At 60.4% G+C, this 20,016-nt stretch carries 20 protein-coding genes; 8 read left to right on the top strand and 12 right to left on the bottom strand.

Going from position 1 to position 20,016, the window contains the following annotated elements:
* Positions 1 to 123 precede the first annotated feature (123 nt).
* From ACKWRH_RS37280 to ACKWRH_RS37290, 3 genes are all read left to right on the top strand, one after another.
* Entirely contained in the window at positions 124 to 540 is a 417-nt protein-coding gene (locus tag ACKWRH_RS37280) for an eCIS core domain-containing protein (protein WP_445222547.1), read from the top strand.
* Positions 504 to 731 carry a PRC-barrel domain-containing protein gene (locus ACKWRH_RS37285; protein ID WP_445217604.1) on the top strand — a complete coding sequence of 76 codons (228 nt, stop codon included), beginning with the start codon at positions 504 to 506 and terminating at the stop codon, positions 729 to 731. The genes ACKWRH_RS37280 and ACKWRH_RS37285 overlap by 37 nt, the downstream gene beginning before the upstream one ends.
* Before the next feature lie 1,603 nt (positions 732 to 2,334).
* Positions 2,335 to 2,769, top strand: a complete 435-nt coding sequence (locus ACKWRH_RS37290; RefSeq protein ID WP_445217605.1) for a bleomycin resistance protein — start codon at positions 2,335 to 2,337, stop codon at positions 2,767 to 2,769.
* Positions 2,770 to 3,179: 410 nt separating this feature from the next.
* Here ACKWRH_RS37290 and ACKWRH_RS37295 read toward each other — a convergent pair whose 3' ends face one another.
* A complete protein-coding gene (locus tag ACKWRH_RS37295; RefSeq protein WP_445216185.1) occupies positions 3,180 to 4,214 on the bottom strand; it encodes an IS110 family transposase in 1,035 nt (344 codons plus the stop codon).
* A gap of 293 nt (positions 4,215 to 4,507) precedes the next feature.
* On the opposite strand from ACKWRH_RS37295, the gene ACKWRH_RS37300 reads away from it, so the two are divergent.
* The gene (locus ACKWRH_RS37300) at positions 4,508 to 5,119 is read left to right on the top strand and encodes a 2-hydroxychromene-2-carboxylate isomerase (RefSeq protein WP_445217606.1); all 612 of its coding nucleotides are present in this window, start codon (positions 4,508 to 4,510) and stop codon (positions 5,117 to 5,119) included.
* Between the two features lie 4 nt (positions 5,120 to 5,123).
* Here ACKWRH_RS37300 and ACKWRH_RS37305 read toward each other — a convergent pair whose 3' ends face one another.
* The 3 genes from ACKWRH_RS37305 to ACKWRH_RS37315 form a co-directional block, all read right to left on the bottom strand.
* Positions 5,124 to 6,902: an adenylate/guanylate cyclase domain-containing protein gene (locus ACKWRH_RS37305; RefSeq protein ID WP_445217607.1), complete on the bottom strand. Its 1,779-nt coding sequence runs from the start codon at positions 6,900 to 6,902 to the stop codon at positions 5,124 to 5,126.
* Positions 6,903 to 7,225: 323 nt separating this feature from the next.
* Positions 7,226 to 7,975 carry a bestrophin-like domain gene (locus ACKWRH_RS37310; RefSeq protein WP_445217608.1) on the bottom strand — a complete coding sequence of 250 codons (750 nt, stop codon included), beginning with the start codon at positions 7,973 to 7,975 and terminating at the stop codon, positions 7,226 to 7,228.
* A 33-nt stretch (positions 7,976 to 8,008) separates the two neighbouring features.
* Positions 8,009 to 9,346: a TAXI family TRAP transporter solute-binding subunit gene (locus tag ACKWRH_RS37315; protein ID WP_445217609.1), complete on the bottom strand. Its 1,338-nt coding sequence runs from the start codon at positions 9,344 to 9,346 to the stop codon at positions 8,009 to 8,011.
* 550 nt (positions 9,347 to 9,896) lie between these two features.
* Between ACKWRH_RS37315 and ACKWRH_RS37320 the strand changes: the two genes are divergently transcribed.
* The 3 genes from ACKWRH_RS37320 (at position 9,897) to ACKWRH_RS37330 (ending at position 12,021) form a co-directional block, all read left to right on the top strand.
* Positions 9,897 to 11,162, top strand: a complete 1,266-nt coding sequence (locus ACKWRH_RS37320) for a metallophosphoesterase family protein (protein ID WP_445217610.1) — start codon at positions 9,897 to 9,899, stop codon at positions 11,160 to 11,162.
* A gap of 62 nt (positions 11,163 to 11,224) precedes the next feature.
* The gene (locus ACKWRH_RS37325; RefSeq protein ID WP_445217611.1) at positions 11,225 to 11,659 is read left to right on the top strand and encodes a hypothetical protein; all 435 of its coding nucleotides are present in this window, start codon (positions 11,225 to 11,227) and stop codon (positions 11,657 to 11,659) included.
* Entirely contained in the window at positions 11,656 to 12,021 is a 366-nt protein-coding gene (locus tag ACKWRH_RS37330; protein ID WP_028151240.1) for a hypothetical protein, read from the top strand. Before ACKWRH_RS37325 ends, ACKWRH_RS37330 begins: the two co-directional genes overlap by 4 nt.
* 91 nt (positions 12,022 to 12,112) lie before the next feature.
* Here the strand turns inward: ACKWRH_RS37330 and ACKWRH_RS37335 are convergent, their stop codons facing one another.
* The 6 genes from ACKWRH_RS37335 to ACKWRH_RS37360 form a co-directional block, all read right to left on the bottom strand.
* The gene (locus ACKWRH_RS37335; RefSeq protein WP_445217612.1) at positions 12,113 to 12,790 is read right to left on the bottom strand and encodes a hypothetical protein; all 678 of its coding nucleotides are present in this window, start codon (positions 12,788 to 12,790) and stop codon (positions 12,113 to 12,115) included.
* 182 nt (positions 12,791 to 12,972) lie between these two features.
* Complete coding sequence (locus tag ACKWRH_RS37340; RefSeq protein WP_445217613.1) at positions 12,973 to 13,497, bottom strand: hypothetical protein; 525 nt, start codon at positions 13,495 to 13,497, stop codon at positions 12,973 to 12,975.
* 59 nt (positions 13,498 to 13,556) lie between these two features.
* Entirely contained in the window at positions 13,557 to 15,143 is a 1,587-nt protein-coding gene (locus ACKWRH_RS37345; RefSeq protein WP_445217614.1) for a tetratricopeptide repeat protein, read from the bottom strand.
* 196 nt (positions 15,144 to 15,339) lie between these two features.
* On the bottom strand, positions 15,340 to 15,822 hold the full coding sequence (gene greA, locus ACKWRH_RS37350; RefSeq protein WP_445217615.1) for a transcription elongation factor GreA: 483 nt from the start codon (positions 15,820 to 15,822) through the stop codon (positions 15,340 to 15,342).
* A 99-nt stretch (positions 15,823 to 15,921) separates the two neighbouring features.
* On the bottom strand, positions 15,922 to 16,407 hold the full coding sequence (locus ACKWRH_RS37355) for a hypothetical protein (RefSeq protein ID WP_445217616.1): 486 nt from the start codon (positions 16,405 to 16,407) through the stop codon (positions 15,922 to 15,924).
* Between the two features lie 171 nt (positions 16,408 to 16,578).
* Positions 16,579 to 16,917 (bottom strand): hypothetical protein, encoded by a 339-nt coding sequence (locus ACKWRH_RS37360; protein WP_445217617.1) that lies wholly within the window; start codon positions 16,915 to 16,917, stop codon positions 16,579 to 16,581.
* A 253-nt stretch (positions 16,918 to 17,170) separates the two neighbouring features.
* Between ACKWRH_RS37360 and ACKWRH_RS37365 the strand changes: the two genes are divergently transcribed.
* Positions 17,171 to 17,404, top strand: coding sequence for a DUF3551 domain-containing protein (locus tag ACKWRH_RS37365; protein WP_085398745.1), 234 nt, complete (start codon positions 17,171 to 17,173; stop codon positions 17,402 to 17,404).
* A gap of 176 nt (positions 17,405 to 17,580) precedes the next feature.
* Here the strand turns inward: ACKWRH_RS37365 and ACKWRH_RS37370 are convergent, their stop codons facing one another.
* Together ACKWRH_RS37370 and ACKWRH_RS37375 are read right to left on the bottom strand one after the other, a co-directional pair.
* Positions 17,581 to 18,099 carry a hypothetical protein gene (locus ACKWRH_RS37370; protein WP_445217618.1) on the bottom strand — a complete coding sequence of 173 codons (519 nt, stop codon included), beginning with the start codon at positions 18,097 to 18,099 and terminating at the stop codon, positions 17,581 to 17,583.
* A gap of 38 nt (positions 18,100 to 18,137) precedes the next feature.
* Positions 18,138 to 19,685 (bottom strand): acetolactate synthase large subunit, encoded by a 1,548-nt coding sequence (locus ACKWRH_RS37375; protein WP_445217619.1) that lies wholly within the window; start codon positions 19,683 to 19,685, stop codon positions 18,138 to 18,140.
* Positions 19,686 to 20,016 lie beyond the last annotated feature (331 nt).

Here is a 20,016-nt window from a genome sequence, read left to right on the forward strand (position 1 = left end):
GGCGGACCCAACTCCGTCATAAACAATCCCGGCCAGATTACCGGAGGACCAAACTCCATCATCAACAACCCCGGTCAAATCCCTCAGGGAATCGCAAACGCTCTTAACGAGCTGCAGGCCAGCATGTTGACGGGGCCCACTCTAGAACGAGCGATAGTAGAATCGAGAAATACAGCCATTAACGGTTCTTTGCCGATACCTCCAAACGTGCGGCGCGCCCTGACCGGCTATATAGACGAGGACGCTTTAAACAGGGCAAGATTCAAGATAGGCGACAATGGCTTCATCAATCTCGCTCGTTTGATCGAGCAGGGAGGCCAAGCGTCCGCCGTTACACTGATCGATGTCATCGTCTTTCGAGGGCCGAGTGAAGCAAATGATCTTTCGCTTTGGGCCCATGAACTAACACACGTTGGTCAGTATGCGGCGTGCTCGAAGCGGCCGAGCACTGGAACAAGCCGCGCGGTTGAGCCGCAGTCGGCTCGGCCGAACATGGATGAACGATGCCGCCGGCGAAGCTTCGTGCATCGACGATCTTGAATGAGTACGGTAAGGCGCAATCCGAATTGATCGGCAAAACCGTCGTCCTTACCGACGGAAAGGCAGGCACGGTCGAGGACGTTTGCACGGTCGAGGACGTTTGGCTGGATGAACTGCACGGGCTTCGGATTTCAATCAAAGGTCATGACGGAAGATGGCCGGTCTCAACCATCAAGTTCGAGGAGAACTAGACCTTCGCACCCGCTGCGCATCACCCCAATAGCGCGCTATTTCAGAACATTCCGATCAGGATGAAAAACCCGGTCTCAATCAGGAACGTCGTGCTCATAACCGCGACCGTAAGGAACACGTCGCTCGCCGAAAGAGGGTTCATGAATGCCTCGCATCTTGCGAAGCCCCGGGAGTAAATCATTCAGGCTAGAAAATGTTTCAGTTCCAAACGCAGACTGCGAGAGATGCGAGCGGGGCGGACATCCGGGGCGGCCTAAGGCAAGGCCCGCTTCGGGTCACAAGCGGACGGATCGGCGGACGTCGCCGTAGGTCGGCTAAGGGCCACAAGGAGACATTGGAGCTACATCTCAGGTACGCGACAACTTATTCAGAATAATGCCGAGCAGGACCAGGAATACGATCCACAGAAAGAGCAACCTTGACTCGAGCTTCTGTCGATCTCGTAAGGTCCAAATCTTCTCCCGAAGCGCATGAGGCAGCCCTTCAATGACTTTTGTCCCACGCGGTGACCAAGGCGATTGAACACAGAACGAGAACCACAAAAAGCCTATCTTCGCCGTCTCCTCGTAGCCCTCCCTGTACAAGGGATAAGCTCGCCAGTGGACGAGAATCGGATAAAGCCCGACCACTACTACGCTCCCGATGAAAAGATACTGATGTAGAATGACGAGCATTTTCATTTGAGTTTCGGCTGTTGTTGCCAGCTCTCAGCGAGCGGAAATCGCTATCGGTCCCACCACAAAGATCCAGAGACAGTAGGCCAATTCATTCCTTATCATCCAACCGCGGTATCGCTGGCCGATGTCGCTGAACAGCGTCGGGTCCACCTGAGCTGCAAACCTTCTCAGAAATACTACGTCTTTTCGCTCTACCCCAGGAGCTAGGTTTCGGAGAGCGCTCGTTCCGAGATATATCTCAAGCCCGATCAAAACCGGTATTCCCGCGCCCCAAATGTAGATTAGGCCACGCATTGTTGCCCCCGTCAGGATAAATTGGAGCCGCTGCTTCGGGCAATCTTCCAGGCCAAGGAAGCGGCCACGACAAACGACACGGAACAGAACGCGATCACCCCAAAAGCGCGGACATCATGGCGCGGCTCGTTGAGCCACACGAGAGCCGCCAGGCAAAGGAGCGCCGGGACAGCGCAGACTTGTGTTGCGATATACCGACGCTTCAGCGCCAACGGAGCGCAGTCACCCCAGATAAATGCATCAACCTGAAACTTGCGGGAAATTGCGTCCCCCCGCGGGAGGCACGACCTATCTAGCTCTGCCACGACGGATTGAAATCCCCATCCGGCAATGCCCAGCAGCGAAAGTCCAAGAAAGAGCAAAAACAGCGACACTTCGCGTGTTTAGCAGCTTCAACACAACCGCGCGAGACCAATTGGTCTGCAATGGGTCACACGCTGGCGTCGCGACCATATTTGTCCTTGGTCCGTTCGCACCCCGCAAGCCGACGTTAGGGCGTAGAAACAGAGAGGCAGCTAAGGGCCAAAAGCGGTCGTCAAGGTGTCCGGTGAATGATATCTGATTTTCCCGCAGAGCAGCGTCGTGCCTAAGTGCACTGCATCGACTACGAATGCGGGAGGACTGGCGAGCCATGGAACGACCAACAGATAGATTACCAACTGGGGGCTTTGCCCGGCTCGTCCCTGAGCTAGACGTTTTTGACTTGGGACAGAGCAAGAATTTTTGGTGCAAGATACTCGGTTTCCAGATCGCGTATCAGCGACCAGAGAATCGCTTCGTGTACATCGAGCTACAAGGATCCCAGGTCATGCTGAAGCAACAAAATGGCAACTGGGAAACTGGGACTCTGCAACGACCACTGGGACGCGGGATCAACTTTCAGATGTTCGTCGACTCCGTGGCACCTCTTCTCGATGCACTAAAGCATGAGAAATGGCCTCTCTTCAGAGAGTGTCATGACGCGTGGTATCGGATCGCAGGAGAGGAGCGCGGCAACAGGCAATTCTTGGTCCAAGACCCCGACGGCTACCTCCTGCGTTTCGCAGAGGATTTGGGCAAGAGATAACCTCCTCGAACGGTGCTTTCGCAATGCAGCCGCGTCGAGCGGCCCCCGTCCGCTTTGGGTCCCGTCCGCTTTGGGTCACAAGCCGCCGATCACGCTCAATGTGGCAGACTTCCGCTTTGCGTTCGTAAGCCGACGTTTATGAGTACACGCCCTTCTGTAATGGGCCCGATGATGTCAAGCCTCCCGAGTGAACGTCACGCCGCCGAGCTCATGCTTCTGTCCGTGGTCGACGCCTGGCCGCCACATCATGCTGTCAGAGGGAGCGGTGAGCCTATCTAGATACGCGTGGTTCGTCAGACGACGGCCACTGGGCGTGTAACGGCTTCACCGGATCCACCGTCCCGGCGACGGGACTTCGGGCATTGGGCTTCAGTTCAGCCCGGTTGCGTTCTTAATTTCCTCCGCCTGTTCTATGCCGCTATCGGCCCCGCTTCAGCCCATCGGTAAGTTGTGCCGTCGACCCAGATCCGATGCAAGATCACTGCGAGCTTACGTGCCAGGGCGACTTTTGCGCGCTTCGAGCCTCGCCGTTTGGCGACGTCCATCCCCCAGCGCTTGAGTTTCGAGAACCGTGTGATACGCGATAGCAGAACGTTGGCGGCTTCATACAAGACCGTCCGCACCGTCTCATCGCCGGCCAGCGTGATTCCGCCCGTGACGTCCTTTTCTCCCGATTGATATTTCTTTGGTGTGAGCCCGAACAGCGCGCCTGCTGCCTTTGACTTTGCAATGCGCTTAGGATCATCAATCGCCGATTTGTAGGTAATAGCCACTAGGGGACCAACGCCTGGCACTGTCATCAGCCGGCGACAGACCGCATCGTCACGCACAGCTGCCAGCACAGCCTTGTGTAGCCTTCCGTATTCTGCCTTCAGGGTCGATCGCGCCGAAAGCATCGCATCGGCAATGCGCTCCAATGTCGCCTGGCCCGCAACCAGCTCTCGAATCCGCGCTTCGAAATTCCTTCGCGTCACCGGACCAACCTTCAGACCGAAGCCGCGCAAAATCCCTCGGATACTTAGTTCTACATCGATGAGCCGCCCGAGAAGCTGTTTGCGTGCGATCAGGAGTGCCCGGATCTCTTGCGCGTCAACCGACTTTACGTGTACCGATCGATACCACCCCATCCGGATCAACTGGGCGATCCCGCGGGCATCCTTCCGATCCGTCTTAACCGTCATTGCAGACAACGCGGCCTTCACGTGCCGCGTTTCCAGCAGAACTGTTTCGAATCCTGCACCTCTCAGGCCCGCATGCAGCCATTGCGACAGCGGCCCAGCCTCCAGCCCGATCCGCTTCACTGCAAAGCCGAGCGCCTCAAAAAGCTCAACTAAGGCGCCGGGCTCGCTTGCGACCTTTGCTTCCCTCAGGATCTTACCCTGGGCGTCCACAACACACACGCTCGACAGTTCCAATGACACGTCGATTCCGGCATAATTGTCCACGGCTGTCCTCCGTCTCCAGATGCTTGGGGCCGACTCAAATCGTGACCCCGTTTCATCATCTATCGGGGGACAGCCACCATCATGACCCCTTGCTCGGAGCCGGGCCCATTACCGCATCTAGTCCGCTTCGGGGTCAGAAGCGGTGCTTAGCCGGCGTCGCCGCGAAAGTCCGCCAACGGGCCAGAAGCGGAAATCGCGGCCAGTTGCGATTGCGGGACGCGTTACCCCTTCCTTGAAGCGCGCGTTGCGATGATCGACAATAGAGGTGTCAAGCCTGACGACGGGAGATCCAGATGGCTCCATCGCAGATTGATTTCTGGTTTACTATGGGCAGCACGCATTCATATTTGAGCGTGTCGAGACTCTCCGATGTGGAGCGATCCACCGGGATTTCCTTCCATTGGCGCCCCTTTCACCTGCTCGTCATCTTGCAGGAAATGAAGCACGTGCCGTTCGCCGATAAGCCAGCCAAACTGACTTATATGTGGCGTGACATCGAGCGGCGCGCTGCGATGTACGGCTTTCCAGCAAATCTTCCCGCGCCCTACCCCGCCAAGCATTCAGTCGTCGCAAATCTCATCGCAACCGTGGGTATGCGCGAAGGCTGGGGGCCGGAATTTGTTCGCGCAGCCTACCGCCGCTGGTTCACGTTGAGACAGGAAACCGGCGACGAGCCCAATATATCGGGAAGTCTACGGGACATCGGGCAAGACCCGGAGCGTGTGCTTACGTTGGCTAAGGCAGAGACCACGAAGGCCGCACTTGAAGCGGAGACGAGCGCGGCGCGAGATCTGGGCATCTTCGGATCACCGACGTTCGTCGTGGATCGTGAACTGTTCTGGGGCGACGACCGGCTGAACGACGCAATTAGCTGGTGTCGTTCTGGCCGCGTCCAACATGGTTGACTGGTTATTGTTGCGGCATTCCTGCCTTGCGCAACCCTTCACTGTAATTGTTGCGATCATCTTCACGTTTGAATGGACGAATCACTTCCGCAATCGTTTTCTCGGAGTGCTCGCTTGCCAGGAGATCACCCAACGCCGTTTTTGCGGGCTCGATCATGTCGAGCTGCGCGTAGCTCGCCGCCAGTACGCGGCACGCGGTGTGAAACCAGCGTTGTCCAAGGCTCTGCCGCGCCGTCTCAGCGGCTTCGGCGTAACGCCTGAGCAGATACAAGGTCGATGCCCGTTGGGCGAGCCAGGCGAAGATTTGCGGATCATTGGGACTGAGCCGTTGCGCCCGATCGATTGCCGCGAGGGCTTCCTGGGGTAGACCGAGAAAATTGCTTGCCACCGCCAGGGCAAAATAGCCGAGAGCAAAATTATCATTCAGCTCGATTGCTCGCCGAGCGAATTTGACCGCGGTCTCGCAATCGTCGTTATGCGCCAGATTGAGTGCCAATATGTAGCAGGCGGAAGCGCTGTTAGGGTCGAGTGCAAGAGCACTTTTTGCGGCGGAAGCAATTTGAGCATTGACATCGCACCCTGAGCCGAGCCGGTAGGCACGAGTGCTGAATAACGTCCGCGCAATACCCACGTAGGCGTCGGCCAGCGTGTTATCCAGCTCAATTGCGCGATTGAAACAGGCAATGGCCTTGTGTGCATCCTCCTTGCTAAACTGGTGGAAGTGCCACATCCCGCGGAAATAGTGGTCTCTCGCGACCATTTGTTCCGGCGTCTTGCGCCGGGCGCGTTCGATTTCGGCTTTTGAGACCGCTGGTTCTATCGCAGTGGCAACATCTTGCGCCACTTCATCCTGAATCACAAACCCATCGGTCAGATCACGGTCATACCTGTCTGCCCATATGCTGGTGCCCGTGGCGGTTTCTACAAGCTGCGCCGTCACGCGAACCCGGTTGCCAGCCCTTCGAACGCTTCCCTCAAGGAGGTAATGTACGCCCAATTGCCGACCAACGTCTCTGACGTCAACCTGGCGGCCCTTGTAGGAAAAGCTCGAATTGCGAGCAATCACAAAGAACCAGCGCCACTTCGACAACGCCGTGATGATGTCTTCGGTGATGCCGTCCGTGAAGTAGTCCTGCTCCAGCTCGCCGCTCATGTTTCGGAACGGAAGCGCGGCAATCGAGGGCTTATCAGGGAGCGCGAGAAGTTGGCTCGGCGCGGCAGGAACAGCCTTTGAAACCGCCGAAGTCGAGACCTTACCCAGTTGCATTCGCCAGACGCGCATCGGCTCGGCGATATTCTTCAGTGCCTGTAAACCCAGATCGTCAAAGCAAATATCAAGCTTGCCGCGGAGTTGGCGTTGGGCGTCATCGGAAATGCATACGCCTCCCGGCTCTGCAATCCCCTCCAGACGCGCGGCTATGTTGACGGCATCGCCAAAGATGTCGTTCTCGTCGATGATAATATCGCCGACATGAATCCCGACCCGAAACTCGATCCTTTGATCCTGTGGTACGGCGGCATTCCGCTCTGCCATGCTGCGCTGGACTGCAACGGCGCAGCGACCTGCGTCCACGGCACTGGCGAACTCGACCAGCATGCCGTCACCGGTCGTCTTTACAATGCGGCCACGATGCTCGGCGATAGCGGGATCGATGAGTGCTTTCCGGAACGACTTGAGCTGCGCCAGCGTGCCTTCCTCTTCGCGGCCCATCAAGCGGCTATAGCCGGCGACATCCGCCGCTAACACAGCCGCCAGGCGCCGCTCCACGCGCTCGCTGCTCACAGGTTCCTCCCGGCTCGGGAGATTGAACAGACAGTATAGCAATTTGGTAGCGCATTGTCCGGCTGCCAATGTCAGTATGGGTCACGTGCAGACCTTGGCGCGCACGCCGCCTTAAGCCGCCCGACCCGGCCGCCAGGCCGCGTAGAGACCGACGAGGGTCCCGATGACAACCAGCCCGGCCGCATCGTCGGCTTAAGGGCGCATAGCTCAGCGGGAGAGCGTTAGCTTCACACGAGGGAGGTCCATGGTTCGATCCCATGTGCCCCACCATTGATCCTGGATTTCAAGAGTCGCTGAAAGCTCCCTTGCGAGGCGTGCGAACGTTAGGGACCGAGCGGCGTGAGGGCGCTGCGCAGTGGCGCGCTGGAAATCTGCATCAAACCCGCAAATGGCTGCCCCAATTCCAGGACCAGGTAGATCGCCCCGGCGGCCGACAGTGCAAAAACGAACAGCGAACCGAAAACGGTTGCGCTGGGTTTGGCAAACAGGCCGAAGCTTCCAAAGATGATGGTGAGCCAGAAAATCAGCACCACCAGGAACGGCATAGGGATCGAGTTGTTCGTCTGCGCGTACAGCAACAGGCGGGTTTGCGCAATGTCGGTGGCGATCTGTATGGCCCTGGCCTGCAAGGAGCGCTGGGAATCGTTCTGCGGCGAAAGCTGCTGAAGCTTCGCAAAGAATGCTTCGCTTGCGGCGCTCGCCTCGAAGGGGTTCGCCTTGGCGACCTCGGAAGTTTTCTCGCGCCACATTCGATCGACTAAACCAACGATGGCACGCCGTAACAGATTGCGTTCGTCATTCGTCTCCGGTCCGTACTGCTCCAGCAGATTGTCGAGCAGGACAACATTACTCGTCATCTGCGTGACTTGGGTGCTCTGCGTGTCGTAGGAACCCTTCGCCGAGGCGATCAGCAGGCCGAGGACAAGCGCGGCTATCGTCCCGATGAGGCCCGTGCCCAGCCTGACCACATCCTTGTCGTCCGTGCTCAGGTGATGCCCAGGAAGGAACATACCGAGCAGGGCACCGCCTGAGATGCATAGAAACGTGACGCACGATAGCGCGATTGCATTCATGGTTCACCAGTGTGTTGCGAGGCGTGTCGTGACTTAGCGTTGTGTCGCCTTCGCCGCGGAGGCAACTGCGGGTCCCCTGGCGATCAATCTGCGTCGGTCGTGAATCAAGCTCTCCAGCCGGTGGGCTGCCACGTTCAATGTGGCATCATCCACCGCGCTCTCGTCTCCAGCAGCGGATTTGGCGCGCTCCGCCTTTAGAATGCCGTCGATTTCGTCTTCGATATCCGAAAGTTCAGCCTCCGTGTCGACCTTCCGAATCCGGCGCGCCAGGGCATAGAGAGAATCGAGCGGGCCTTCGGGTGCCCGGTTGCCGACGCCCAGGAATTTCCACGCCGCCGCAAGCATGGTGGCAGCGCCACCCAGTACCATCGGCGTCAAATAGATCCAGTTGCCGTATTCATCCATGAAGCTCTGCGTGGTGCTGTTGTAGACGGCTGCCGCGCCAGGGTGCAGCGGAAGGTAGGCATCCTGGTCGGTGCTGGGCGCGGTGATCTGCGCGAAAATCGGCTGCTCGCGCAGAAGATTCCTGCGCGCGCTCATGATTGCCTCCGTGAGGTCGGTTACCAGATCAGTGCCCAGCTTCTTTTGCGCAACCAGGTATAGCGAGGTCCTCAGGGTCGTCAGGTCATCTTCCGGGACCGGCGGCGATCCCCGCAGCGTGCCCTTCGGGACGTCAAAGCTCTCAAAAGCGCGTTCCCTCTCTGCAATTGCCCCCGCGGACTCGATTGGGATCAGCACCGGGGTCTTTTTACGGTCGAGCTGAAAAAATCCGCGAACGAGCGAGAGATATTTTTCGGCGAGCGGGATCACGACAAGCAGGGCACCGACTTGTTTTGACTGAATGGCTTGCCGGACATCCGTCAAAGCAAGGTTCTTGAATACAACTTTCGCGCCCGCCAGATCGTATTCCTTGGTCAACACATCGACAATTTTGGCGTTCACTGCTCCGCCGACCACGCCGACCGTGCGTCCCTTCAGGTTAGCAATGCTGTCGATGGACGATCCCGGCGGCGCGATGATCAGTACGACCATATGGCTGACGACGACGACGGCTTGCGCCTGCGACAAGTCGCCGACATCGCCGCGAACCACAGCGAGATCGACCTTACCGGCGGAGAAAGCGGCAGCGGCCTCGAGCGCAGTGCCGCTGTCGATGACCTTGAGCCGGACCGGTGCGTTCGTTGAAACGAACTCCCCTGCCATCGCTGACATTGCCTTGGCCGCCTCGCCGTCGACCGAACCGACCGCCACGGTCAGCGTTACCGGGCGGCTGTAGTACCGATAGGCAAGAAGACTTGCGCCTGCCGCAAAGACGACGACGCCGACAAGCAGGACAAAGCGAAGCCACAGCGGCAGTTTTATCGACATCATGCTCGCCACTCCAGACGCGTCGGCCGATGGACATCGCCGCATGGCTCAATTGCAGCGCGTATAACCGCAATACCAAAGGCTCGTAGTTCCAACCATACGGAAGCCGGCAGGCTCCTGTGTGAGCTCGCCATGTCCTTGCCGCTGTATTTTTGCGGGCCTGCGATGCCCGCAAACGTCCGCGGCCAGAAAAGCTGCCAGCCGGCGCTCTGCGTGCTCGCTGCTCAAGGCGCCCCCCAAGCTCGGGGAAATTGAATGGTATATATCAGAATTGTGGGCCGATGTCCGGCTTTGCCCTCTTCAGCCGAATTTCATGCTCTGGCGTTCTTGGACCGTTGGGATGCCGCGGCTGGTGACGACGTTGATCTATATCAAGCTTGTCCGCCGCTGAAGGTCCACGGAAAACAGTCGGCAAATCGGGCCGTTTGCGCGCCCGATGCGGCGCCTCGTTCCCTCTCCTCGATCAGGGGTGATCATTATGCAATCCTCTTGGCCTAACGAGCCCAGTCGTCGCCTGGTTCTAGGCGCACTCGCAGCACTGCCCGCATTCTCCGTGCCACGCGTTGCCGGTGCCCAGACACAAACAACGACCGCGCAAGCACCGCTTCCCGCGGCGGCCGGCTTTTCATTCGTGGCGGTCGGCGATACCCGACCGATGATGTACCTCCCATTGAAAGAGGGGCAACCGGACCTCAGCAAGTTCTTCGTCGAGATGTTCGGGTTGGTCATGCCGGAGAAGGTCGCCGAGGCCGTCGTAGCGAAGGATGTGAAGATGATCTTCGATCCGGTCACAAAGGACCTGATCAAGGTCGTCATGCCGTTCGCATCCAAGACGGAAGTGATGACCCTGACGGTAGACAAGGGTTGGGTCACCGAGGCATCCGTTGAAGACGTGAAACTGCTTCCCGGAGTGCATCGAACCATGTTCCGGCTTCAGGGCGGCGAATGGGTGACGCGCGAAATCGTCAAGGACGTTCAGTCCGGTCGCGCCAAATTCGTGGTCAATAGCGGTGACGCTGTGTGGTGGGGCAATCAGGGCTTGACGGTGAGTGACAGCCCATACTGGAAGCGCGTGAACGAAACAATGTTGAAGAAGCTACCAGCGCCGGACGACGAGATGCGCGCAGCCGGTCTGGATGGCCGCTTTTTCATGAGTGTGGGTAATCATGAGGTGTGGGCCGACCCAAAGATTGAGGGCGTACTTTCGGCTGTGCCGTATCTGAAAAAATTCGGCGTCACGCCGGAAAACCTCATCTACAAATTCGACTTCAAGGGCACCCGCTTCATCTATCTCTGGAGCGGCAAGTACGATTACCGTTCGCCGTCGCAGTGGGACGCTGATCGGCCAAAATATGCCGAGCAGATGACCCAGCTTCAAAAGTGGATGGACGAGGCGAAGGCCAATGGCATTCGGAAGGCGTTTATCGTCTTCCACTATCCCGTGTTTGCGCGGTCAGGCTTAGGCCCGATCCCGGCTCCCGATAACCCGCACAAGGTGATTGCGTCGTATGCCAGGGACATGGAGGTGGTCGTGTTGAACGGGCACGTCCACACTACGGAAATCTACGATGTGGATGGGGTAAAGTATCTGATGTTGGGCGGTGGGGGCGCAGAACAAGACCCAATCCTGCCGGGGCGAACCAGCATCAAGGTGCCCGCCGACTATCCGCAGGACCTTTACTGGAAGGGCCAGCCTCCGCAAGAGGAGTACAACTACGTGCTGGTGGACGTTGAACCCGGCCAGAAGACGAAGTTCACCCTCAATCGCTTCCGGCCATGGTCAGCAGAGCCATTCGGAACCGAGGAACTCTTCACGTGACAGCGAGCGGGCAATAGGCCGGGGGTGAGGTTCTGACGACAGTACTCCTGATTATTCACGGCTTGGTCGCCGTTGCATTGCTTGGCGCGATTACGCACCAGACTTTGGCGACGTGGGCGACTGTGGGAACGCGCCCCAGCTCGTTTTTCGGCCGCTTTCGCTCCGTGCCATCGGCCCGGTTCGCCGACGCCGTCGTCGTCCTGTATGCCATCTCCATCCTGCTCGGTGGGATCATCTATCTGTATTTTCGCGTCGACATCAGGCCAGAGTTAGAGCGCGCCGGTCATTGGCCAGCCCTGGGCTTCTTCGACCTCAAGGAGCACTTCGCCGCTATCGGTTTTGCGTTGCTACCTGCCTACTGGGTTTGCTGGCGACGGCCGCGTGCCGAGGAGCCTGCTCAGACGCGCACGATGCTCACCTCGATCCTCGCCTTTGTCATCTGGTGGGGCTTCCTAACTGGCCACGTCGTAAACAACATGAGGGGTTTCGGCGCATGACGTTATCGGCTGCGTTCCGCCGCTTTGCATTCGCGTTCGGGACGACATTTGGCTTCCTCTACGTGGTTGCACTCGCAAAAGACCTTGCGCTTTTCACCGTTTTCCCGTCGCTCGGCATCGTGCTGGCGGGCACGCATCATTCGCGAGACGTTGCTGACCCTGCGATGGGATTTCTAGCTCCAGCGATGTACTGGTACGGGTGGGCCGCGACGGCCGCGCTCGGGGCACTGATCGTCGCCCTCGTTGCTGCGTCGCTACCCGGACGTTCAGTGCGAAACTTCTGGTCGGGATGGGTGTGGGTAATTCCCATCCTCTCGATGATCGCTTGCGTCTATCTCACCCTGCCTTGGTTTAGGCTCTGACTTGGGTGCTTCCGCAAATGGATCATGACCGACCAAGCTCAAAGCGAGCTCTCTGGTCGGAAAACCGCTTCGCGCTCTTCCGGATCAAGCTTCAAGCGGCCTGATCCGGCCGCCAGGCCGCGTAGAGGCCGACGAGGGTCCCGATGGCGACCAGGCCAGCCGCCAGCAGCACCTGCAATTCCCCATCATCGGTGGCACCCGCGGACGACACCAGTCTGGTCACGATGACGAACAGAATGCCCACGGAAGCCGCTGCACCCACGCAAAGATGGGCGAGCTCTCGCGTCAGGTTCCGGCCGAGAAGTCCGAGTGCCGTGAAATACATCGCGCAAGCGTTGGGATGAACGAACAAGGCAACACGCGCATAAGGACCATAGGAGTCGAGGAGGGACTCGCATCGGCTCAGTGCCGCTTTTGAGGCAACCCGCTGCAACATCGGTCTGAAAAAGCGAGCCTGTCCGTAACTCAGAACGGCGCCCACGATGATGGCCGCCCACGCCACGACAAAAACCGAGACATCCGCGGGCTTCGGATTGAGCGCCACGGACATCAGGATGAGGGCGGTTCCGGGAAAATAGCCGAAATACGGAAAGACCGACTCCAGGAGCACGCAAGCGAACATGAAGACCGGAAACCATGGTGAACCGGTCGCACCCTGGACGATCGCGTTCAAGTCGAACAGGTTCGTCTTGTACAGGACGAGGTACATGCACATGGCCAATCCGGCCAGCGCGTAGAACGGCAACGCCCCCGACAGAAATCGTCTCATCCAGCCGCCGCGCTTTGTTTCGCGGACACGGCGGAGACCTTCGATATCGGGACAAGACAACCGAAACGCATGGCCGATGTTTTAGGCGAATGAGATCGCCCCTGTCGATAGCAATCCTCGCCCCAGCTGCGCGGGCCATTCGCCGCATTGAAAATGCTCGCTGATCTGGAAGGCGCGGTCAATCACAGACCCAGTGTGACTTCGGCCCAGTGCATCGCGGTGCTGCCGCCCAGAAACTCGATCACGCGGGGTTCGATGGCCTCCGGCCGATCGTGGCCAATGACAGCGGTCGCTGCGATCATGTCGCAACGTTCGTTGTAGACGACCGACACCAGCGTTTTGCCGGGAGCGCCACGTGAGTTGAGCGTGTAGGCGCGGCTGCGACCGTTCATCGACGCAATCCTGATGGGATGGCCGGAACCGCGTGGAGAGACTTCGCCCAGGAGAACGGTATCGCCCATGCGATCGAGGTCATCATCATCGGCGACGCCGGTCGCGCAATTACAAAAACCTATCTTGGCGCGCAGGTACAGCGTCACCTCGACACCGCAGTCGGCCGCCTTGCAGCGGAACGCCTTTCCTTTGCCCCATTGGTCAATCGAGAACGGCCAAGTCACCTCGTGCCACACCGGCGTGGCGGAATTCGCGGCAGCATGCCGTGGCACATGGAGCCACACGAGCGATGCCGCCAGCGCGCTTCCCAGCACGACTGCTGCGACGGCGATGGCGGCTGCCCTTCTCATCATTCCACCGTTCTCGTTCCGGCTCAGTTGCTGGCGAGGTATTGCTTCGCCGCCGCGACCTCGGGGCGTTCCGGATCGGCACTGGCCGTCAGCGTTACGAGCTGCTGACAGTTCTGTCGTGCCGCTTCCCTGTCACCAAGGGCTTCGGCCGCCTTGGCCGCCCCCGCGAAAGCGTGCAAGCGGTTCGGCTCTTTCGCCTTGGTTGCCTCGAATGCCGCAAGCGCCTCCTTGGCCATGCCGCGATCGAGCAGCATGAAGCCGTAAAGCTCGCGCGCCGGCGCCAGCGGTCCGGGCGTGATCACGTGCTTTTCCGTCTTGTCCTCTGCATCCGCCGCGGCACTCATCGCATTGAGCGCCTCATCATACTTGCCTTCGGCGTAAAGCACCCAGGCGACGGCGACCTGACGCTGAATGTTGACGATTCCGGACCAATAATTGTCCTTGGCGTCCTGCAGCTTGTCGCGCAATTCCGCCAGCTTCTGGATGTCGGCCTTGGCGGCTTCCGGTTTGCCGGAGCGAGCCGCGCCGAGGGCCCGGGCGAAATGCGTTACTGCCATCGCAAAGTTGAGGCCGCTCGGCCTGACCGGCAGCTGCGAGGCACCCTCCCAATCGCCACGGTCGATCGCATAACGCGCCGGCGAAGCCGCCAGCGCGTAATCTGCCGCTGCGACTGTCGCCTTGAAGTCGGTCTCCTTGATCATGTCGTCGATGACGGCACGCGCCTGCTTGTCCTGGCCGAGCTGCAGGTAAGCATAGACCATGTAGTCTTGTGCATGCAGATAGTTGCCGACCGACTTCTCGGCCATCGCGGCTTTCACGGACGCGGTGTTGGAGTCGATCGATTCCTTCCAATAGCCGACGCGTGTGTAGATGTGGGAGGGCATGTGCTGGGCGTGCGGCGCGGCCGGTGCGATCTTGGCGTAACGATTGGCGGCATCGAGCCCTTTCTGCGCCAGCGCCGGGTAATCGTAGAGATGGATCAGATAATGCGTCACGCCCGGATGCATCGGCAGCCGCCTGGAGATCGGCTCGAGAATCGCCGCGCCCTTGATTTGCTGCGCGTAGGTCTTGTCGTTCAGATCCGCCGACGTATTGAGCGTAATGGCGTAGGCGATCTGGGCTTCGTCGTCGTCTGGATATTTTGCCGCGACGCGCGCCTGCGCGTCACGCAGCATGCGCATCCGCTGGACGTGAGGGATCTTGTCGTAATCGGCATACATCACCATCAGCGCATCGATGTAGTCGCGTTCGCGCTCGGTCGCGGCGCCGATCTCCTTGGCCTTCATGATCGCGGCGAGGCCCGGCGCCAGGTTCGGCTTTGGAATCGCATTGTGCGGATTGTCCATGTAGGTGAGCGCAATGCCCCAATAGGCCATGCTGCATGTCGGGTCGGCCTTGATGGCTTCCTCGAAGATCTCCTTGGCGTTGGCGTACCAGTAGGAATGCTGATAGCGCATCCCGCGATCGAAACGACGCTGGGCCACATCGTTGCAAGAGGTCTGGAAATGAACGCTGCCGAGCTGCTGATCTACATCGTCTTGCGCGGCCAGAGCCTGTGGTCCTGATAGGCCGAGACCGGCTACGATGACGAGGAACAGGGACTTCCGCATGGATCCCTCCCTTTGCCTGACACGCAATAAATTGGTCTTGATACCCCCTCACTATATGACGTTCGCGGTTTTGGCTGAACAGCTAAGTCGCGGCAGCGCAACTGACCCAGGAGCGCCTCGAAGTTGGCGAAACCCGATCGGAAGCCAGAGCTGTCGGAGTTCGATCCGCGCACCATGCGGGCCTCGGATCGCATCGCTACGCGATCGACAGAATCTCGATCTCTTGCGCGCCTGAACCCACGACATCCCCGACCGCCTTCCCGATCAGCGACTTCGCAACCGGTGCCACGAACGAGATCGATCCGGCCTTTGGATCCGCTTCGTCCTCGCCGACGATGCGATAGGTCTGCACGCGGCCGTCGGTACGGCTGAAGGTCACGGTGCTGCCGAAGGCGACGACATCGGTCGACGCCGGATCGGGAATGACCTGCGCCGTGCGCAGCCGTTCGGTCAGATAGCGAGCGTCGCGCAGGGGCACCGCCGACTGCCGGCGCTTTTCGTTGACGTCCTCGATGGCTTGCGCGGCTTCATAGGCCTCGCGCGCCTGGCGAAGCTGCGCCTGCAGCGCCTGCAAGCCTGCTTCCGTCACGAGATTTGGATGAGGCGAGATCGGCCGATCCGGCAACAGCGTCTCGGACGCGGTTTCGGCGCTTTCTTCCTTGGTAAAGGCGACGCTCAATTCAAAATCCTGTCGAACTGTTTCGGACACCCGCTCGCGCCTCGTCCCGCGCCCCACAGCGGGGAATCGCGCCGAACAGCCGCCGGTGATTGTCCCGGACTATATCTCAAGTTCGACGAAACGGCGCAGCTTGAAGACCAGGTCTGGCACGGCCTGGCGGAACCGCGTCGCGTTCTGGAACGTGGTCGAGAACGGCGCGAAGGTGATCATCGCGTTCCAGTGCTTGTAACCGTAGACCGTGACGGAGGCGCCGGTCGCCGGAAAATTCTCCAGCTTGCGCAGTTCGCCAAGCACAAGATCGGCAATCGCCTCGGCGGGAAGCAGCTTCTTGCCATCAGGCGTCGTGGTGATTTTCGCTGGCCGCTCGACCGGCTTCGCGGCAGCCGGCTCGGCATCGGGCGCATCGTCGGATTCGGCCGGTGCAGGATCGGTTGTGGACGGCTCGATCGGCTCGAACCCGTTCGTCGGCGCTGTCGGCGGAACCTCGGTGAGCGGCGGCGGAGCACTGCTGTCTGCGCGCTTGTTGCCTCCCAGGATGCTGCTGATCATGGCCACAAGGCCAGCATCCTTCACGTCGTCGCTCATTTCTCCCCCCGGGCTTCGGCCTACTCTAGCACCGCTCTCGCAGACCGCCACTGGGGATGTATGGCCGGATTGCGCCTGGCCAAGGCGCTACGACAAGGCGTCACGCCTAGGCCGCCACACGATGGCACCGGCGGCCCGACGTCCGATCACGTCGCGCCGCCGTGAGATCCGTCACTGCTTATCGAACGGAATGTACCGCTGGTACTGCTTGGGCACAGAGCTGCGGTAGCGCGCGGGCACGGTGCCGCTGTCGACCGAATGATCGATCTCCTGCTGCCTCGTCATCTTCTTCTTCGCCGGCTTCTTCGATGCGCTCTTCTTGGAGTCGGCCGGCTGGCTGGAGGTGTCGCTGGTCGCGGCCGGCGTTGTCGTCGTCGCTGCCGGCGCAGTGGTTGTCGCGGCAGGCGCTGCGGTTCCGCCGGCGGCCGGCGCACTCTGGGCCAGCGCGAGCGGTGTTTGGATGAGAAGCGCCAGCGCTGCTGTCGCAGCCAGCAAGTGTGACCTTTGCATTAGAAGCTCCAAAATACCTGATCCGAATGAGACAAGCGTAGTTCTCCGGGATCGACGCGCGCAAGTCTGCTCAGGATAGCCCGGCCCCCCACCGCGAACTGTGGCGGAGATCACATTGCTGGCCGCCGGCTGCGTCATGATGTGCCACGTCGCGAACGCACGGCATTCCGGCGACACCAAGATAGGCATGACATGCCTCAGACGAGCCCGGCTCGCTGACGTTCCCGTCCATCCGCTCTCGAAGGAGATTGAAATGCGTCGCATCATCCTCACTCTCGCATCGTTCGCCGCCCTGGTCGCCGTAGCATCCCCGGCCGCCCAGGCACATCCTGCAAACGATCGATATTGCCTGCAGGGACGCATGTGGGGCTATCCCGGCAACTGCCAGTTCGCGAGCTATCAGCAGTGCCTCGCCACCGCCTCCGGCACGTCGGCCTCTTGCGGCATCAATCCGCGCTACGCGTTCTCGCAGCAGCGTGCCTATTGACGAAGTTGCGGCGTGCGCGCATGACGCCCACGCCGCAACACTTATTACATGAAGACGATCCGCTTCGCCGACAGTCCGCTTCGGCGAGGCGAAGGCCCGGGCATCAACCGTCCTTGTACCACGTGACAAGGCGTGGATGGCCGGGACAAGCCCGGCCATGACGCTGTGGAGACGGTCTAATGCGCGGCCCCGAGACCGTTCTCCGCGAGGCGCGCCGCAAACCATAGCGACAGTGGCTGATCCACGACGCCGCTGACATAGACCTCCGAAATCGTCACATGCTGCCTGTCCAGCACCAGCAGCACGCCGATCCAGTACGCGAACCAGACATGGGCGTCGGTCAGCGCCATCAGCTTGTGCTGATCGTGCTCGAGCGAGGTGTGATTGCTCGCCTTGCGGATCTCGACGGCGAGCAGATTGTTCGGGATCTCGCGCTGATGCACGACGACATCGGGGTAGATCGACTTTCCCAGATGATCGTCGGTGGAGACGATCGTGCCGTGCGGCAGATGCAGCGTGCGCTCGCCGAGGCGGTCGTAGTTGCAATCGACCGACCAGCCGGAGAATTGCCGCTCCAGATAGACGGCGAAGCGGTGCGTCAGCGCCCGCTCGCCGACGTCCTTCTCGAACAAGAATCCTTCGTGGGCGTAGAGGTCCCGGAGCGCCGCGATCACCTTGTTCAGCTCGGCCTGCATCTTGCCCCCCGGCCCTCGGCGCTCCCTGATGCTGCGCCCTACATCTGGACTTCGATCAGCCGCGGCCCGGGCTCGGCGACGGCTTCGGCGAGAGCCTTGTTGAACTCTTCGGCATTGGCGACGGCGCGGCCGGGCACGCCCATGCCCTTCGCCAGCGCGACGAAGTCCAGCGTCGGACGGTCGAGCCGCAGCATGTCGTTGGCGCGCTGGCCGGGCTCGCCGGCGCCGACATTGTCGAACTCGCCGCGCAGGATCTGGTAGATGCGGTTGGCGAACACGATGGTGACGATGTTGAGGTTCTCGCGGGCCTGCGTCCACAGCGACTGGATCGTGTACATCGCGCTGCCGTCGCCGACCATGGTGATCACCTTGCGATCCGGACAGGCGATCGCGGCGCCGATCGACAGCGGCGTGGAGAAGCCGATTGAGCCGCCCATGTTCTGGAGCCAGTCGTGCGGAGCGGCCGCCGCCGTCGGCGGGAAGAAGCCGCGGCCGGTGGTCAGGGATTCGTCGACCATGATCGCGTTCTCGGGGATGGCGCATGCGATCGCCTGCGCGATCGAGGCGAAGGTCAGCGCGCCGGTCGGCTTCACCAGCTCAGCCAAGGCGTGCGGCTTGACGTCCTTCGCGCTCGCCTTCACCGCGCCGGCCAGCGCTTCGAGCGCCGCGACCGAATTCTCGCCCCAGGTGGTCATGCGGTGCACCTCGCAGCCCTCGGGCTTGAGCATGCTCGGCTTGTTCGGATAGGCGAAGAACGCCACGGGATCATCGGACTCGACCAGCACGATGTGGCGGAACTTCTCCAGCATCGGCAGCGCGTTCTCGATCACGTAATGGATGCGGTCGATCGAGAAGCGGCCGCGGCCGCGCGCCATCTTCGGGCGGAAGGTCGGCCCCATCACGGTGCAGCCGGTCTTGCCGGCGATGCGCTCGGCCAGCGCCAGGCCCTTTTCGCTCAGCGCGCTGCCGGTCATCAGCAGCAGCGTGCGCTCGCCGTCGCCGTGCAGGATTTTTGCGGCCTGCTCGACAGCCTGCGGCGAATAGCTCGCGCGCTGCTGCTCGGCAGGCACCTCGACGATGTCGTCGGCCTCGTTCCAGGCGGTGTCGGCGGGCAGGATCAGGGTCGCGATCTGCGGCGGCGCGCTCTTGGCGGCGGCGATCGCCGCGGCGCCGTCGGCGGCGACCGATTTGGAATCCGGCGAGGTGCGGACCCAGGACGACATCGGCCGTGCCAGGCCCTCGATGTCGGAGGTCAGCGGCGCGTTGTAGCCGATGTGGTAGACCGCATGCTGGCCGACGATATTGACGATGCCGGAATTCGCCTTCTTGGCGTTGTGCAGATTGGCAAGGCCGTTGGCGAGGCCGGGGCCGAGATGCAGCAGCGTCGAAGCCGGCGTGCCCTTCATGCGGAAATAGCCGTCGGCGGCGCCGGTCACCACGCCTTCGAACAGGCCGAGCACGCAGCGCATGCCCGGCACGCGGTCGAGCGCCGCGACAAAATGCATCTCGGAGGTGCCCGGATTGGTGAAGCAGACGTCCACCCCACCCTTGACCATCGTCCGCACCAGGCTTTCCGCACCGTTCATTCTTCAGCTCCCGCGACCGGCAATGTCCAATAATCCGTCCGATCAATCATTGTTCGCTCGTCTCGTCAAAGCAATAGCCGGCATCGCGGCCCTGCCCCGCGCCGCAACGCGCCGGTTTGGCTAATGCCCCGTTCCGATAGAATCGGAACGGGGCATTAGATTCTTGTTTTGACGCGTTTTCCTGATACGAACCGGTATCCACTTCGCGTGAAAACGCTCTAAGCTTTCCGGCAAATCGGCGCCGTTGCCGATTTGGTAACGCCAATCGTTAAGCATGGCGTATTCGTAAAGGACTTGCCTCACGGGGCCGTGGCTTGCGAAATGCCTGCAA

It is taken from the genome of Bradyrhizobium sp. Pa8 (assembly GCF_052588265.1).

Excerpts from the sequence above, each read along its gene's own strand:
- ACKWRH_RS37335 (WP_445217612.1), bottom strand. The coding sequence starts at position 12,790 with ATGAGACGATTTCTGTCGGGGGCGTTGCCGTTCTACGCGCTGGCCGGA.
- ACKWRH_RS37280 (WP_445222547.1), top strand. The coding sequence starts at position 124 with ATGTTGACGGGGCCCACTCTAGAACGAGCGATAGTAGAATCGAGAAAT.
- ACKWRH_RS37370 (WP_445217618.1), bottom strand. The coding sequence starts at position 18,099 with ATGCAGGCCGAGCTGAACAAGGTGATCGCGGCGCTCCGGGACCTCTAC.
- ACKWRH_RS37285 (WP_445217604.1), top strand. The coding sequence starts at position 504 with ATGCCGCCGGCGAAGCTTCGTGCATCGACGATCTTGAATGAGTACGGT.
- ACKWRH_RS37290 (WP_445217605.1), top strand. The coding sequence starts at position 2,335 with ATGGAACGACCAACAGATAGATTACCAACTGGGGGCTTTGCCCGGCTC.
- ACKWRH_RS37355 (WP_445217616.1), bottom strand. The coding sequence starts at position 16,407 with ATGAGCGACGACGTGAAGGATGCTGGCCTTGTGGCCATGATCAGCAGC.
- ACKWRH_RS37330 (WP_028151240.1), top strand. The coding sequence starts at position 11,656 with ATGACGTTATCGGCTGCGTTCCGCCGCTTTGCATTCGCGTTCGGGACG.
- ACKWRH_RS37315 (WP_445217609.1), bottom strand. The coding sequence starts at position 9,346 with ATGATGTCGATAAAACTGCCGCTGTGGCTTCGCTTTGTCCTGCTTGTC.
- ACKWRH_RS37360 (WP_445217617.1), bottom strand. The coding sequence starts at position 16,917 with ATGCAAAGGTCACACTTGCTGGCTGCGACAGCAGCGCTGGCGCTTCTC.
- ACKWRH_RS37345 (WP_445217614.1), bottom strand. The coding sequence starts at position 15,143 with ATGCGGAAGTCCCTGTTCCTCGTCATCGTAGCCGGTCTCGGCCTATCA.
- ACKWRH_RS37310 (WP_445217608.1), bottom strand. The coding sequence starts at position 7,975 with ATGAATGCAATCGCGCTATCGTGCGTCACGTTTCTATGCATCTCAGGC.
- ACKWRH_RS37365 (WP_085398745.1), top strand. The coding sequence starts at position 17,171 with ATGCGTCGCATCATCCTCACTCTCGCATCGTTCGCCGCCCTGGTCGCC.
- ACKWRH_RS37300 (WP_445217606.1), top strand. The coding sequence starts at position 4,508 with ATGGCTCCATCGCAGATTGATTTCTGGTTTACTATGGGCAGCACGCAT.
- ACKWRH_RS37375 (WP_445217619.1), bottom strand. The coding sequence starts at position 19,685 with ATGAACGGTGCGGAAAGCCTGGTGCGGACGATGGTCAAGGGTGGGGTG.